13 protein-coding genes are annotated in these 14267 nt (G+C 75.1%); 7 read left to right on the plus strand and 6 right to left on the minus strand.

The window, feature by feature from the left end; all coding sequences use genetic code 11:
* Positions 1–44: 44 nt before the first annotated feature.
* Complete coding sequence (locus AB0J86_RS14310; protein ID WP_363856999.1) at positions 45–275, minus strand: hypothetical protein; 231 nt, start codon at positions 273–275, stop codon at positions 45–47.
* 240 nt (positions 276–515) lie between these two features.
* On the opposite strand from AB0J86_RS14310, the gene AB0J86_RS14315 reads away from it, so the two are divergent.
* Genes AB0J86_RS14315 through AB0J86_RS14325 form a run of 3 tightly spaced genes read left to right on the plus strand, consistent with a single transcriptional unit; the run spans position 516 to position 3588 of the window.
* Positions 516–1652 carry a MoxR family ATPase gene (locus tag AB0J86_RS14315; RefSeq protein WP_363857001.1) on the plus strand — a complete coding sequence of 379 codons (1137 nt, stop codon included), beginning with the start codon at positions 516–518 and terminating at the stop codon, positions 1650–1652.
* A complete protein-coding gene (locus AB0J86_RS14320) occupies positions 1631–2641 on the plus strand; it encodes a DUF58 domain-containing protein (RefSeq protein ID WP_363857142.1) in 1011 nt (336 codons plus the stop codon). The genes AB0J86_RS14315 and AB0J86_RS14320 overlap by 22 nt, the downstream gene beginning before the upstream one ends.
* Positions 2638–3588, plus strand: a complete 951-nt coding sequence (locus AB0J86_RS14325) for a VWA domain-containing protein (protein ID WP_363857003.1) — start codon at positions 2638–2640, stop codon at positions 3586–3588. The genes AB0J86_RS14320 and AB0J86_RS14325 overlap by 4 nt, the downstream gene beginning before the upstream one ends.
* A 665-nt stretch (positions 3589–4253) precedes the next feature.
* On the opposite strand, the gene AB0J86_RS14330 is transcribed toward AB0J86_RS14325, so the two are convergent.
* Complete coding sequence (locus AB0J86_RS14330) at positions 4254–6035, minus strand: hypothetical protein (protein WP_363857005.1); 1782 nt, start codon at positions 6033–6035, stop codon at positions 4254–4256.
* A 458-nt stretch (positions 6036–6493) separates the two neighbouring features.
* Here AB0J86_RS14330 and AB0J86_RS14335 point away from each other — a divergent pair, with 458 nt between their 5' ends.
* On the plus strand, positions 6494–7075 hold the full coding sequence (locus AB0J86_RS14335) for a helix-turn-helix domain-containing protein (RefSeq protein WP_363857007.1): 582 nt from the start codon (positions 6494–6496) through the stop codon (positions 7073–7075).
* A 163-nt stretch (positions 7076–7238) separates the two neighbouring features.
* Positions 7239–8000: a glucose 1-dehydrogenase gene (locus tag AB0J86_RS14340; RefSeq protein WP_363857008.1), complete on the plus strand. Its 762-nt coding sequence runs from the start codon at positions 7239–7241 to the stop codon at positions 7998–8000.
* Here AB0J86_RS14340 and AB0J86_RS14345 read toward each other — a convergent pair.
* The 4 genes from AB0J86_RS14345 to AB0J86_RS14360 all read right to left on the minus strand — a co-directional run bounded on the left by AB0J86_RS14345 (position 7928) and on the right by AB0J86_RS14360 (position 12457).
* Complete coding sequence (locus tag AB0J86_RS14345; protein ID WP_363857010.1) at positions 7928–9277, minus strand: acyltransferase family protein; 1350 nt, start codon at positions 9275–9277, stop codon at positions 7928–7930. The two genes, AB0J86_RS14340 and AB0J86_RS14345, sit on opposite strands and share 73 nt — an antisense overlap.
* Positions 9274–10332 carry an alpha/beta hydrolase gene (locus AB0J86_RS14350; protein ID WP_363857012.1) on the minus strand — a complete coding sequence of 353 codons (1059 nt, stop codon included), beginning with the start codon at positions 10330–10332 and terminating at the stop codon, positions 9274–9276. Before AB0J86_RS14350 ends, AB0J86_RS14345 begins: the two co-directional genes overlap by 4 nt.
* 143 nt (positions 10333–10475) lie before the next feature.
* Positions 10476–11141 carry a response regulator transcription factor gene (locus AB0J86_RS14355; RefSeq protein WP_363857014.1) on the minus strand — a complete coding sequence of 222 codons (666 nt, stop codon included), beginning with the start codon at positions 11139–11141 and terminating at the stop codon, positions 10476–10478.
* The gene (locus tag AB0J86_RS14360; protein WP_363857015.1) at positions 11138–12457 is read right to left on the minus strand and encodes a histidine kinase; all 1320 of its coding nucleotides are present in this window, start codon (positions 12455–12457) and stop codon (positions 11138–11140) included. Before AB0J86_RS14360 ends, AB0J86_RS14355 begins: the two co-directional genes overlap by 4 nt.
* A 223-nt stretch (positions 12458–12680) precedes the next feature.
* Here AB0J86_RS14360 and fabG point away from each other — a divergent pair, with 223 nt between their 5' ends.
* The gene (fabG, locus tag AB0J86_RS14365; protein ID WP_363857017.1) at positions 12681–13385 is read left to right on the plus strand and encodes a 3-oxoacyl-ACP reductase FabG; all 705 of its coding nucleotides are present in this window, start codon (positions 12681–12683) and stop codon (positions 13383–13385) included.
* 43 nt (positions 13386–13428) lie between these two features.
* The gene (fabI, locus tag AB0J86_RS14370) at positions 13429–14196 is read left to right on the plus strand and encodes an enoyl-ACP reductase FabI (protein WP_363857019.1); all 768 of its coding nucleotides are present in this window, start codon (positions 13429–13431) and stop codon (positions 14194–14196) included.
* Positions 14197–14267: the final 71 nt, after the last annotated feature.

The raw sequence follows: 14267 nt of genomic DNA on the forward strand, positions 1-14267 counted from the left end.
CGCGCGCTCCTCGGCTCCGCGCTCCGGGGTGGCGCGTTCTTCGCTCACACGTCGAGCGTAGGCGATGGGTCCACCGGCGCGACGTCACGCAGAAACCCGCGCGCGCCCAGGAAGTCGCCGAGGCTCTGGCGGTGTTCGGCGCAGGCGAGCCAGGTCTTGCGGCGCTCCGGGGTGTGTAGCCGAGGATTGTTCCAGCGCAGCGCCCAGATCGCGGCCGACCGGCAGCCACGGGCCGAACAGATCGGCGCGGTCGGCTCGGCGGAAATCTCGGTCACCCGGCGAGTCTACGGCCGGAGGAGAGTTCGAGCGCCGGGCGGCCACGGGGGGAGCCGCCCGGCGACGGCTGCATCGTACACAGAGAAAACCCCTCCATGTCTACCCGTGTGCGCCGTTTCGCTACTCGGGACCCGTCCACGGCAGAATTCCGGTTCCGGCCGCTCGGCCTTTCAGCCAGGCATGCGAGGCTTGGTGCGGCGGTACCTCGTCGACTCATCCGATAACGCTGTGGAGGACCGGTGGCCCAGCCGACCACGCCCGACGCCCCGACCCCGACCGACGCCGCCGGCGGCGCCCCCGCCGCCGACCCCGTCCCGGCGGGGGGTGGCACCACCCCGGCCGAAGACGCCACGTTGCTCGAACGCGCGTTGTTCGAGGTCAAGCGGGTGATCGTGGGCCAGGACCGGATGGTGGAGCGGATGTTCGTCGCCCTGCTCGCCCGGGGCCACTGCCTGCTGGAGGGGGTGCCCGGCGTGGCGAAGACCCTCGCCGTGGAGACCCTCGCCAGGGTCGTCGGCGGTACCTTCGCCCGGGTGCAGTTCACCCCGGACCTGGTGCCGGCGGACATCGTCGGTACCCGGATCTACCGTCCGGCGAGCGAGAAGTTCGACGTCGAACTCGGCCCGGTCTTCGTGAACTTCCTCCTCGCCGACGAGATCAACCGCGCCCCGGCGAAGGTGCAGTCGGCGCTGCTGGAGGTCATGTCCGAGCAGCAGGTGTCGATCGGCGGCCAGACCCACCGGGTACCGAACCCCTTCCTCGTGATGGCGACCCAGAACCCGATCGAGCAGGAGGGCGTCTACCCGCTGCCGGAGGCGCAGCGGGACCGCTTCCTCATGAAGATCGTGGTGGGCTACCCGACCGACGCCGAGGAGCGGGAGATCGTCTACCGGATGGGAGTGACCCCGCCGGAGCCCGTACCGGTCTTCAGCCCCGCCGAGCTGATCGCCCTGCAGCGCAAGGCCGACCAGGTCTTCGTGCACAACGCCCTCGTCGACTACGCGGTACGGCTGGTTCTGGCGACCCGGTCGCCGGCCGAGCACGGCATGCCCGACGTGGCCCAGCTCATCCAGTACGGCGCGAGCCCGCGCGCCTCGCTCGGCATCGTCCGGGCCACCCGGGCGCTGGCGCTGATGCGCGGGCGGGACTACGCGCTGCCGCAGGACGTGCAGGACATCGCGCCGGACATCCTGCGGCACCGGCTGGTGCTCAGCTACGACGCGCTCGCCGACGACGTGCCGGCCGACCACATCGTCGGCCGGGTGATGTCGACGATCCCGCTGCCCACCGTCGCGCCCCGGCAGAACGCGGCGCCGGTCGCGCCGGTCTCGGCGGCCCCGCAGTCCGCGCCCGGCTGGCCCGGGCGGATGCCGTGACCTCGACCGACGCCACGTCGGGCCGCCCCGAGGCGGTGCTCTCCCGGTTGCAGCTCCTGGTCACCCGCAAGCTCGACGGGCTGCTCCAGGGCGACTACGTCGGCCTGCTGCCCGGGCCGGGCAGCGAGGCGGGGGAGTCGCGCGAGTACCGCCCGGGCGACGACGTGCGGCGGATGGACTGGCCGGTCACGGCGCGCACCACGGTGCCGCACGTGCGGCGTACGGTCGCCGACCGGGAGTTGGAGACCTGGCTGGCGGTGGACCTGTCGGCGAGCCTCGACTTCGGCACCGGCCGGTGGCTCAAGCGGGACCTGGTGATCGCCGCCGCGGCGGCCATCGCGCACCTGACGGTACGCGGCGGCAATCGGATCGGCGCCGTGGTCGGCAGCGGCGGCACGGGCGGCACGGGCGTCGCGGGCGGCGCCGCCGTTCCGGGCGGCGCCGCCGGGCGGGGCGGGCCGGTCGCGGGCGGCACCATGCTGCGGCTGCCGGCCCGGCCGGGGCGCAAGGAGGCGCAGGTGCTGTTGCGCAGCATCGCCGGCGTCGAGATCCGCCCCGGGCGCACCGACCTCGGGGCGCTGATCGACATGCTCAACCGGCCGCCCCGCCGCCGGGGCGTGGCCGTCGTGATCTCCGATTTCCTCGCGCCGCCGGAGCAGTGGGGCCGCCCGATCCGCAAGCTGGGCGTGCGGCACGACGTACTGGCGATCGAGGTGGTCGATCCGCGCGAGCTGGAGCTGCCCGACGTGGGGGTGCTCGCGCTGGTCGACCCCGAAACCGGTGAGCTGCACGAGGTGCAGACCGCCGATCCGCGGCTGCGCCGCCGGTACGCCGAGGCCGCCTCGGCGCAGCGGGCGGCCATCGCGTACGAGCTGCGGGCCGCCGGTGCCGCGCACCTGCGCCTGCGTACCGACTCCGACTGGCTGCTGGACATGGTGCGATTCGTCGCCGGGCAGCGGCACGCACGTACCCGGGGGACGACACGATGATCCGTTTTCTGCAACCGTGGTGGCTGCTGGCGCTGCTGCCGGTGCTCGCGATCGCCGGGGCGTACGTCTGGCGGCAGCTGCACCGCCGGTCGTACGCGCTGCGCTTCACCAACGTGGAGCTGCTCCGTACGCTCGCGCCGAAGGGCCTCGGCTGGCGCCGGCACGCGGCGGCGGGCGCCTTCCTGCTCAGCCTGGTGGCGCTGGCGACCGGGCTGGCCCGGCCGGCGATCGACACCAAGCAGCCGCTGGAGCGCGCCACGATCATGCTCGCCATCGACGTCTCGCTCTCGATGCAGGCCGACGACGTCGCGCCGAACCGGCTGGAGGCGGCCCAGGAGGCGGCCAAGCAGTTCGTCGGCGAGCTGCCGCAGACCTACAACCTGGGGTTGGTCTCGTTCGCCAAGTCGGCCAACGTGCTGGTACCGCCGACGAAGGACCGCGCGGCGGTGGTCCAGGCGATCGACGGGCTGGTGCTGGCCGAGGCGACGGCGACGGGGGAGGCGGTCTTCACCTCCCTGGAGGCGATCCGGTCGGTGCCGGCCGACGGCGCCTCGGGCATCCCGCCCGCGCGCATCGTGCTGCTCTCCGACGGCTACCGGACGTCGGGGCGCTCGGTGGAGGAGGCGTCGGCCGCGGCGCAGGCGGCCAACGTGCCGGTCTCGACGATCGCCTTCGGTACCGACGCGGGGCAGGTCGAGATCGGCGGGCAGGTGCAGCGGGTGCCGGTCGACCGGCTGGCCCTGGCCCAGCTCGCCGAGGCGACGCAGGGCTTCTTCTACGAGGCGGCCTCGGTGGCCGAGCTGAAGCAGGTCTACCAGGACATGGGCAGCTCGATCGGGTTCCGCACCGAGTCCCGTGAGATCACCCAGTGGTACGCCGGGATCGCGCTGCTGTTCGCGCTCTGCGCGGGCGCCATGAGTCTGCTGTGGACGTCCCGGCTGCCGTAGCGGCCAGGCTCGTCGGGCCCGGCGGCGGCACGCCGCCGGGCCCGCCCGGCCGTGGCGGGGCGACGGCGGCGGGACGGGACGCGGCGGCGGTACGGGCTGCGGTACGGGGACGAAGCGCGGCGGGCGGCCGGCTCAACGAGATCCGCTGAGCAGGACGAAGAGGACGGCGACCCAGGCGGCGGCGAGGGTGAAACCCAGGGGTGCGACGTAACGGCTCATCGACGGCTCCGTGGCGGCAGGTTCGGTCCGATCCGGCGGTACCACGGCAGGGCCCGGCGGATCTGGGGAAGGGCAGGACGCGCACACGAACTCGTGACCGGGGTGCTCACCGTACGGGCCGCGCCGGGCTGGCCGGCGGGGCGACACGGGCCGCTCTGCCCGGTGTCGGCCGGGGTCGGCGGTCATGCGACGGGAGCGAGACTGGGTCAGCTCACCTGACTGAGTCGCGGCTCAGCGGAACTGACGTTGGGCCCGGCCACGACTAGGAGGATCGCTATCTCGCACAGCGATCACCTCCCCAAGGCCGGCCCGGTCTCAAACGCGTGCCATCGTACACCCCCGCACGGCCACTCGCGCAGTCGCCCATCCGACCCCGGCAGGCGCGGCGGCGGTCGCGTCGCGTCCCGACCGAAGCCCCGCCGGCCCCGCCGCCCGCGAGCGCGGGATCACGCCAGCGCCACGAGGGCGGCGAGGGCGGCGGCGAGGGGGAGGAGCAGCGCGAACGCGCCGAGCAGCAGCGGCGTCCGCGCGGTGTCGAGCGCGTCGGCGAAGCGTACCCGCCGGGCCCGCGCCGCCTCGGCGATGTACAGCAGCGGCACCGCCAGCCCGGCGGCCCCGTAGGCGGCGGCGCCCAGCAGGCAGAGCAGGGCGGAGCCGGTCGCCCCGGTTTTTAGCTCGCCGACGAGCGCCGCGGTCGCGAGGAGCACGGTGATCGCCAGGTACGGCGCGACGAGCCGGACCGGGAGCGGCTCCCGGCCGGTGCGGTACTTCGGGGTCACCGTCACGCGGCCCGTCCGCGGCGCGCGTACCGCCGCCGAGAGCACCCCGGCGGCGACCCACGGCCAGCGCACCAGCGCGTACAGGACAGCCTCCCAGCTCAGCACCGGTGCGTACGCGGGGCGGAGCAGGCCCACGTGGCGCAGGTAGAGCCGCAGCGGCGGCAGCCACAGCGCGACGGCCAGCAGGTGCACCGCGAGTTCTCGGCCGTCGACGTCGACCCAGGGCCGGCCGGTGAGGGCGGCCAGCGCGGGGCCGGCGAGGAGCGCGACGGCGAGCGCGACGAGCAGCGGGTGCTGGCCGAGCAGGACCGCGAAGCGCAGCCGCAGTCCGGTGCCGAAGCGGCCGAGGTGCGCCGGGGCGAGCGTGAGGAGCAGGCCGGTGCGGTCCCGGGCCCGCTGGAACTCCTGTACCGCCATGTCCGTGACGGTGAGCGGCCCGTCGCCGTGCGCCTCCGCCTCGACGGCGTACGCGCCGCGCCAGCCGGCCGAGCTGAGCAGGAAGGTGGTCGCCACCGCCTCGACCCGCTCCGGCCCCGGCCCGCCGATGTCGCGCAGGGCCCGCGTCCGTACGGCGTGGTGCGAGCCGGCGGCCAGCGGCGCGCAGTCCTGGTTGTGTCCGAGCTGGACCGGCCCCTGCCGAGGTGCCTCCCGGTGCAGCCGGCCCCGGGCCACCCAGGAGTTGGTGGTGTTCGCGTCGCAGACGTCCGGGGCGGCCACGTATCCGATGGCGGGGTCGGCGAAGGGACGGACCACCGCGGCGAGGTAGGTCGGGTACGGCACGTGGTCGCAGTCGAGCTGGGCGACGACGTCGTAGTCCCGGTAGCCCCAGTGGTCGTAGAAGTAGGCGAGGTTCCCCTCCTTGCAGCCGGCCCGCCGGGGCCAGCCGTCCCGGTGGTAGTCGGGCACGCCCCGCCGGCTCGACACGCGTACGCCGTTGCGTCCGCACCAGCGGAGGATCTCGGGGGAGGGCGACTCGTCGCAGAGCCAGACGTCGTACGGCTGGGAGATTCGCTGGTCGAGCATGGCCTTCAGGGTGCGGCGCGCCATCGGCCAAGGCTCGGTGGCCGCGCGGGTCACCAGGAAGGCGATCCGCAGGCGGAGCGCTTCGATCGCGGGGTTGACGTGCCGCATCCGCAGCACGGCGCGCAGGTGGTGACCGGGCAGGCCGGTCAGGTACAGCATGAGCACGCTCGCCGTCACCAGACCCGGCCAGCCGGCGCGGTGCTCGGGGCGCCACCACCAGAGCCAGAACGCGGCGAAGGCGACGAGCCAGCCCGCGGCGATACCGACGACCACGGCCCAGTCGCGCGGGCGCAGCGTACGCAGGAAGGTGGACGGGTGGGTGCGGCGGCTGTGCCCGTACCGCCGGAAGAGCGGGCCGCTGGGTCGTACCTCGACCACGTTGCCGTTGGAAAAGGCCAGGTCGCCGCCGGGGGCCGCCGTGGTCACACCGCCCGGCCTCGCCCGCCCGCCGGATCCCTTCGCGGGTCCCTGCGTGGATCCCTGGGCGGGACCCTTCGTGGATCCCTTCGCGGATCCCTTCACGGGGGCCCGGCGCGTGCCGGCCGGGGTGGCCGCGCCGCGGGTCGGACCGGGCCGGGCGGCGACGGGACGCTTCGCCTGGGTCACGACGCCTCACCTCCGGTGCAGTCGGTAGCTCCGCCGGATGGCGGCGGAATTGGTCGGGGCCGGAGGGGTCGGCGCCCGGCCGGGCGCGCGTTGCCGCTCGCCTCGCGGTGGCGGCCGGGTGAGGCGGAACGCGTCCCCGTGCTCGCGGACCGGGCCGGTGCGAAACCGAGCTTAGCGAGCAGAGTCTTACTTGTCGGACAATCAGCATTTTTGGGTTATATCTCCGATACGGTGCCGCTTTTTTGACCGATCATTCTGGATAGGGCTAGGCTTCGGGCGTGGCCAGGACCAAGGAGTTCGATCCCGACGTCGCGTTGCGCGCGGCCCTGGAGCTGTTCTGGGAGCGGGGCTACGAGGCGACCTCGATGGCGGACCTGGTGGAACGCCTCGGCGTCGCCCGGGCCAGCCTCTACGCCACCTTCGGCGGCAAGCGGGACCTCTACCTGCGGGCCCTGGACCGCTACGTGGAGACCGTCGATCCGCAGTTGCTGCGGGAGCTCTCGCGCCCGGGACCGGTGCTGCCGGCGGTCCGGTCGCTGCTGGAGCGGTACGCCCGCGAGGCCGCCGCGCCGCAGGGCCGGCGGGGCTGCTTCCTGGTCAACGCCTCGGTCGAGCTGGCCGCCCACGATCCGCAGGCGGGGCGGCGGGTGGTGGCGAGCTGGGACCACCTGGAAACCGCCCTGACCGGGGCGCTGCTGCGGGCGCAGGCGCAGGGGGAGCTCGACCGGCGGCGGGACGCCCGCGGGCTGGCCCGGCTGCTGCTCGTACTCCTGCAGGGCATCCGCGTGGTCGGCAAGGTGCCCGACGCCACCGGCCGGCTGCCCGACGCCGTCGCCCAGGCCATGGCGCTGCTGGACTGACCCCGCCGACCCGCCGACCCGCCGACCCGCCGACCCGCCGGCCCGCCGACCCGCCGACCGTGGCGGCCGTTCGGCGGGGGTGCCGCCGGGATCGCGGGGAGGTTCCGGGCGAATAGTAGAACGAACGATCTGGAATAGACGGGCAACGGAGAGAGAGGCTCGCATGACCGCACGATTCGCCGGCAAGGTCGCCCTGGTCACGGGCGGCGGTACCGGCATCGGCCGGGCCGTCGCCCGCGCGTTGGCCAGGGAGGGCGCCGCCGTCGCGGTGGCCGGCCGTAGCGGCGCACCGCTCGACGAGACCGTCCGGCTCGTCGAGGCGGCCGGGGGACGGGCGCTCGCGGTACCGACGGACGTCACCCGCCCCGATGACCTGGAACGGCTGGTCGCGCGGACCGTCGACCACCACGGCGGCCTCGACGTGGCCGTCAACGCCGCGGGCATCTTCACCGCCACCGGACCCGTGGGCGACGTGGACGCCCAGGAGTGGGAGCGGCTGGTCGCGGTCAACCTCACCGGACTGCTGTTCTCGATGCGGTACGAGATCGGCTGGATGCGCGCCAACGGCGGCGGGGTCATCGTCAACATCTCCTCGAACCTCGGCGCGCACCGGCGCCGCCCGGGCATCGGGGCGTACGTGGCGACGAAGGCGGCCGTGAGCGCGCTGACCCGGAACGCGGCGCTGGACCACATCGGGGACGGGATCCGCATCAACAGCGTCAGCCCCGGCGCGGTCGACACGCCGATGTCGCTGCGGCCGGGGGAGACGCCCGAGGACCGGGCGGCCCGGTTGGCCACCCAGGTACCCATCGGCCGGGTCGGCGGCCTCGACGAGGTGACCGCCGCGGTGCTCTACCTGGCCTCGCCCGAGGCGGCGTTCGCGGTCGGTACCGACCTGGTGCTCGACGGCGGCGTGGCCGCCTGACTCCGGGCGGGAGCCGTCGCGGGGGTCGTCTGACTCCGGGCGGAAGCCGTCGCGGGGGTGGCCTGGCCCCGGCCGGGAGCCGTCGCGGGGGTGGCCCGGTCCGTCGCGTCGGCCGCGTGAGCCGTTGCGGGGATCGCGTGATCAGCCGGGGGTGTCGCGTGATCCGTCGCGCGGGCCGGTGGCCGGGCGCGGGCGACCAGTACCGCCAGGGTGGCGGCGAGCAGCGGCAGCCAGGCGAGCCGGGCCGGTATCCAGCCGGGACCGTCGGGGAGCGAGTGCAGCCCCGGTAGTCCGGTCCCGCCGGCCCGCCGCACCGCGAGCGCGCCGAGGGCGGTGACCCCGACGAGCACCGGCTGGTGGCAGAGGTAGACGCGGACCGCGTGCCGGTTGAGCGCGGCGACCGGGCGCCACCAGCGGGGACGGTCGAGCAGGCGGGACAGGGCCGGTCGCAGCAGCAGCGCCGCGCCGACCTGCGCCACGGCGAGGCAGACCGCGAAGAGCGACGGCGGGTTGAGGTTCGACCGGCCCGCCCCCGGTACCCCGACCGCGCTGGCCGGATAGCCGCCCAGCAGCACCAGCCCGGCGATCCCGACGGCGCCGACCACCAGCAACGCCCGGCCGGTCCGCCGGAGGGACCCGAGGCGGCCGGCGGCCAGCGCCACGCCCAGCAGGTACGGCACCAGCCAGGCGGCGAGCACGGCCAGCGGCACGTACGCGGTGGGCGGTACGCCGCCGACGGCCGGCTCCCGTACGGCGAGGTCCGCCACGGCGACGCAGCCGGCGGCGCCGAGCAGCAGCGGCACCGTGCCACCGCGCTCGACCACCCGGCGCAGCGGTCCGGTCAGCGCCACCAGCGCCACGAACGGCAGCAGGAACCACAGGGGACTGACCGCCAGCGTGGCGGCGGTACGCAGCGTCGGCGTGGGGACGCCGGCGACGAACGCGACCGGTACCGCCGCGCCGGCCATGGCGAGCAGTACGGCCGCGGAGCGGGCGAGACGGCCGAGTCGCCGGCCCGACCAGGCCCGGTGGCCGACGCCCCGCGCCGTCGCGGACGCCAGCGACCGGGCCGAGGCGTAGCCGCCGGTGAAGAAGAAGAGGCCGAGGGCCTGCAACAGCCAGGTGGCCGGGGCCAGCGCCGGCATCGCGGTCAGCGGGCTGGCCTGGTGCAGCGCGCCGTCCGGGGCCAGCACCAGGCCGGTCACCAGCCAGTGCCCGAGCACCACGGCGCAGATCGCGTACGCCCGCAGGCCGTCGACGGCCCGGTCCCGGCTCACCGGGCCACCGCCGAACCAGCCAGCACCGCCGCGCCGGCCGTGCCAGCGGAGTCCGCCGGGCCAACCGGGTCGGCCGGGCCAACCGGGTCCGCCGGGCCAACCGGGTCGGCCGGGCGAGCCGGGTCAGCCGGGGCGGTCGAGCGGGAAGCGGGGTCGGCCGGCGGGCCGAGCACCACCCACGACAGCGCCCGCAGCGTGCCCGTGCCGGGCGTCAGGTAGGCGTCGTGGCCGGCCACGCCGTCGACGGGCAGCGGTCGCGCGCCGAACGCGGGAGTCGCCGGGCGCACGCCGTGCCCGAGGCCGAGCAGGCGCACCTGCGGTACCCGCCGGATCCAGTCGTCCGGCGCCTGCGCGGCCCAGACCGTGGCGTCGGTGTGCAGTTCGGACGCCCGGTCGACGCCCATGCCCACGCCGCCGAGCGTGACCAGGTCGGTGACCTGTACCGGCAGGCGGTGCGCGGCCAGCCCGACCACCAGCGCCCCGTAGCTGTGCCCGACCAGGGTGATCCGCGCGGCCGGGCGGTGCGCGGCGAGCAGCCGTACCAGCGCCACCAGGGCGTCGGCGCCGTCGCGGGCGCGCGTCTCGCGCGCCGCCGCTGGTCCCAGCCCCTCGGGCGGGTCGTAGCCGAGCCAGGCGAGCACGGCCACCCGGGCACCCGGATCGTCGGCGCGCAGCCGGGCGTAGAGCGCGCGGGCCTGGACGGCCGGTGCCCGCCGGGCCACCCCGCCCAGCCCCCGGTCGAAGTCGGCCAGCCGGGCGTCCACCCCCGGCACCAGCACCGCGATCCGGTCCGCGCCGGCCAGGTCGCCGAGCACCTCGGTGGCCGTACCGTCGCCGGTGGCGTCGAAGGCGAGGAAGGTGCGCCCGGTCGCGGCCCATCCGGCGTACGGGGGGCCGGCCGCCCGCATCGCGGTCGCCACCGCCGGGTACCGCTCGACGAAGCCGCTCGGCACACCGCCGGCGGGTGGGGCGGCCCGGAGCACCGGCGGCGGTGCCAGTACCCCCAGTCCGAGGAGCACCGCCACCACGCCGCGTACGGGCAGTCGCCGGTCCATGCCAGATCTCCCTCCGGTCGTCGCCATGACGATCCGAAGAGTGCGGCGGCGGGCGGCCGGCGATCATCCCGCCAGGGAGCCGTTCCCGACCCCGTACCGGAGAGCTACTCCCCGGCGGGGGAGCTACTCCACGGCAGCCCGGGCTACTCGCCCGCGGCGACCAGACCGGACTCGTACGCGACGACCACCGCCTGGGCCCGGTCCCGCAGTTGGAGCTTGGCGAGGATCCGACCCACGTGGGTCTTGACGGTCTGCTCGGCGACGAACAGCTCGGCGGCGATCTCGCCGTTGGAGCGCCCGCGGGCGATCAGTCGCAGCACCTCGGTCTCGCGCGCGGTCAGCCCGGCCAGCGAGGTGGGGCGGGGCCGGTCGGGGGCGGGTCGCGCCGCGAACTGGGCGATCAGCCGGCGGGTCACGGCCGGCGCGAGCAGCGCGTCGCCGGCGGCGACCACCCGTACCGCTTGCACCAGGTCGGCGGCGGGGGCGTCCTTGAGCAGGAAGCCGCTGGCGCCGGCGCGCAGCGCCTCGTAGACGTAGTCGTCGAGGTCGAAGGTGGTGAGGATCAACACTCGGGGGCGCTGCCCCTCGGGCCGCCCGGCGAGCAGTTGGCGGGTGGCGGCCAGGCCGTCCAGCACGGGCATCCGTACGTCCATCAGCACCACGTCCGGGTCCAGCCGGCGAGTGGCGGCGACCGCCTCCGCGCCGTCGGCGGCGTCGCCGACCACCAGCAGGTCGGGCTGGGCCGCCAGCAGCGCGCCGAAGCCCTGCCGCACCATCGCCTGGTCGTCGGCGATCAGCACCTTGATCATTTGTCTCCGTCCTCCGGGCCTCGTCGGTCCTCGTCCCCCGGGCCTCGTCGGTCCCCGCCGCCCGGGTCGCGATACGGCAGGCACGCCGTGACCACGAAACCCTCCCCGTCGGCTCCGGCGGAGAACGTACCGCCGAGCAGCCGGGCGCGCTCGCGCATCCCGATCAGCCCGTGCCCGGCCCCGGTGGGCTCGCCCGGCATGGCCGCTCCGCCGGCCGGCGGACCGCCGCCATTCTCGACGCGTATCGCCAGCTCCGCCGGGCCGGGGCGCAGCGTCACCCGTACCGGCTGGCCCGGGGCGTGCCGGGCGGCGTTGGCCAGCGCCTCCTGCACGATCCGGTACGCGGCCAGCCCGACCGCCTCGGGCGGCTCGACCATATCGCCGGTCGACGGGGTCGGCTCGTGCTCCAGCGCGACGGTCATGCCGGCCCGGCGGGCCGACTCGACCAGCGCCGGCACGTCCGCCAGGCCCGGTTGCGGCGCCCTCTCGGCGGCGGCGGACTCGCTGCGCAGCACGCCGAGCAGCCGCCGCATGTCGGTCAGCGCGACCCGGGCCGAGCCGGCGATCGCGGTGAACTCGGCCCGCGCCGGCTCCGGCAGCGCGTCGAGCCGGTACGGGGCCGTCTCCGCCTGCACCGCGATCATCGACATGTGGTGGGCCACCACGTCGTGCATCTCCCGGGCGATGCGGGTGCGCTCCTCCAGCACGGCCCGGCGCGCCTGCTCCAGCTCGCTGCGCTCGGCCTGCTCAGCGAGCGCCCGCTGGGTCTGCCGCCGCCGCCGCACCTGGTCGCCGAGGACCAGCAGGACCGTCACGAGCACGGTGATCCCGTACGCGTTGGGGAGGTTGCCGCCGATCAGGTACGGCGGGATCAGGCTGAGCAGCCCCACCCAGGCGGTGATCGGGGTGTCGACCCGCAGGGCGAGCACGAGGAGCAGGAAGAGGTAGCCGACGATCTGCACCGGGTTCCAGGGGAACGCCTCCTGCGCGCTCCGGTCGATGGCGCCGAGGAAGAGCAGCGGGTACGCGATCCGCCAGGCGAGCAGCGGGCGGCGCGGCACCAGCGCGGCCGGCAGGACGCTGCCGAGGCCGAGCAGGAAGGCCGGGCCCTGGGGCAGGTGACGGGTGTCGTGCAGGTACTGCGCCGCGGCGACGGCCAGCCCGAACAGGCCGAGCAGCAGCGCCGGTACCAGGAAGCCGCGCCAGCGCCGCCACCAGGCCGGCGGGGTCACCGCCGCGGGCGGATAGTCGGGACCGACGAGCAATCGCCACAGGTCCCGCAGGGTGAGTCCGACCATTCCGGTGCGCCGTTCCATCCCCGGCACGGTACGTGCCATGCGGGCCGGCGGCGTAACGCCGTGGGATGATTCCCCGGGTCGTACCCCGGTATCACGCCAGGTACCGCGTTAGCGCTTACCTGCCGGTAACGCCTAGTCTCCAACCCGCACCGTCCGCCCAGGTCGGTGCGGGGGGCGGCCGGTGATCCGGCCGGTGGACGGACCGGCATCCGTGCCGGAGGCGGGAACGAAGGAGGAGCCGGTGGCTCGAACTGTGCTGGTGACCGGTGGTAACCGGGGCATCGGTCTGGCTATCGCCCAGGCGTTCGCGAAGCAGGGCGACCGGGTGGCGGTGACCCACCGGGGCAGCGGCGCGCCGCCGGAGCTGTTCGGGGTCGAGTGTGACATCACCGACAGCGCCGCCGTGGACGCGGCGTTCTCGGCGGTCGAGGCCGAGCTTGGGCCGGTCGAGGTGCTGGTCGCCAACGCCGGCATCACCGACGACACGCTGCTGCTGCGCATGTCCGAGGAGCAGTTCACCCGGGTCGTGGACACCAACCTCACCGGTGCCTTCCGCTGCGCGCGCCGGGCCAGCGCCAAGATGCTGCGCGCCCGCTGGGGCCGCATGATCTTCGTCTCCTCGGTGGTCGGCCTCTACGGCGGCCCCGGTCAGGTCAACTACGCCGCCAGCAAGGCCGGCCTGGTCGGCATCGCCCGCTCCATCACCCGCGAGCTGGGCGGCCGCAACATCACCGCGAACGTGGTCGCGCCCGGGTTCATCGACACCGACATGACCGCGGTCCTCACCGACGAGCGCAAGGCCGAGATCCTCAAGGCCATCCCCGCGGGGCGGATGGCCAACCCGGACGAGGTCGCGTCCGTGATCACCTGGCTGGCCGGCGACGCCGCCGGGTACATCTCGGGCGCCGTCATTCCGGTCGACGGCGGCATGGGCATGGGTCACTGAGGTCCGGCGCGCCGGGTCACTGAGAGTTACGGAGGGTTCGTACGTGTCTGGACTGCTGGCCGGAAAGCGGCTGCTCGTCACCGGGATCATCACCGACCAGTCGATCGCGTTCTCGGTGGCGAAGCTCGCCCAGGAGAACGGCGCGCAGGTGGTGCTGACCGGCTTCGGCCGCCTGTCGCTGGTCGAGCGGATCGCCAAGCGGCTGCCGGAGCCGGCGCCCGTCATCGAGCTGGACGTGACCAACAGCGAGCACCTGGCGGGGCTCGCCGACCGGGTCCGCGAGCACGTCGACGGGCTGGACGGGGTGGTGCACTCGATCGGCTTCGCCCCGCAGAGCTGCCTGGGCGGCGGCTTCCTGGACGCGCCCTGGGAGGACGTGGCCACGGCGGTGCACGTCTCGACGTACTCCTACAAGTCGCTCGCGGTCGCGGCGCTGCCGCTGATGGGCCCGGGCGGCTCCGTGGTGGGGCTCACCTTCGACGCGACCAAGGCGTGGCCGGTCTACGACTGGATGGGCGTCGCCAAGGCCGGGCTGGAGTCGGCCTCCCGCTACCTGGCCCTGCACCTCGGCCGCAAGGGCATCCGCAGCAACCTCGTCTCGGCCGGGCCGCTGCGGACGATGGCCGCCAAGTCGATCCCCGGCTTCGAGCAGTTCGAGAACGCCTGGGCCGAGCGGGCGCCGCTGGGCTGGGACCTGACCGACCAGGAGCCGGCCGCCCGGGCCGTACTGGCGCTGCTCTCCGACTGGTTCCCGGCGACGACCGGCGAGGTCGTGCACGTCGACGGCGGCTACCACGCCCTCGGCGCGTAGCCGCCCGGCCGGGCGGACCGACCCGGCGGTGTGCGCAGGACCCTTTCCCGACGGCGCGGCCGGCGGGAAAG

This window comes from Micromonospora sp. NPDC049559, assembly GCF_040676675.1.
GTDB lineage: Bacteria > Actinomycetota > Actinomycetes > Mycobacteriales > Micromonosporaceae > JBFAPK01.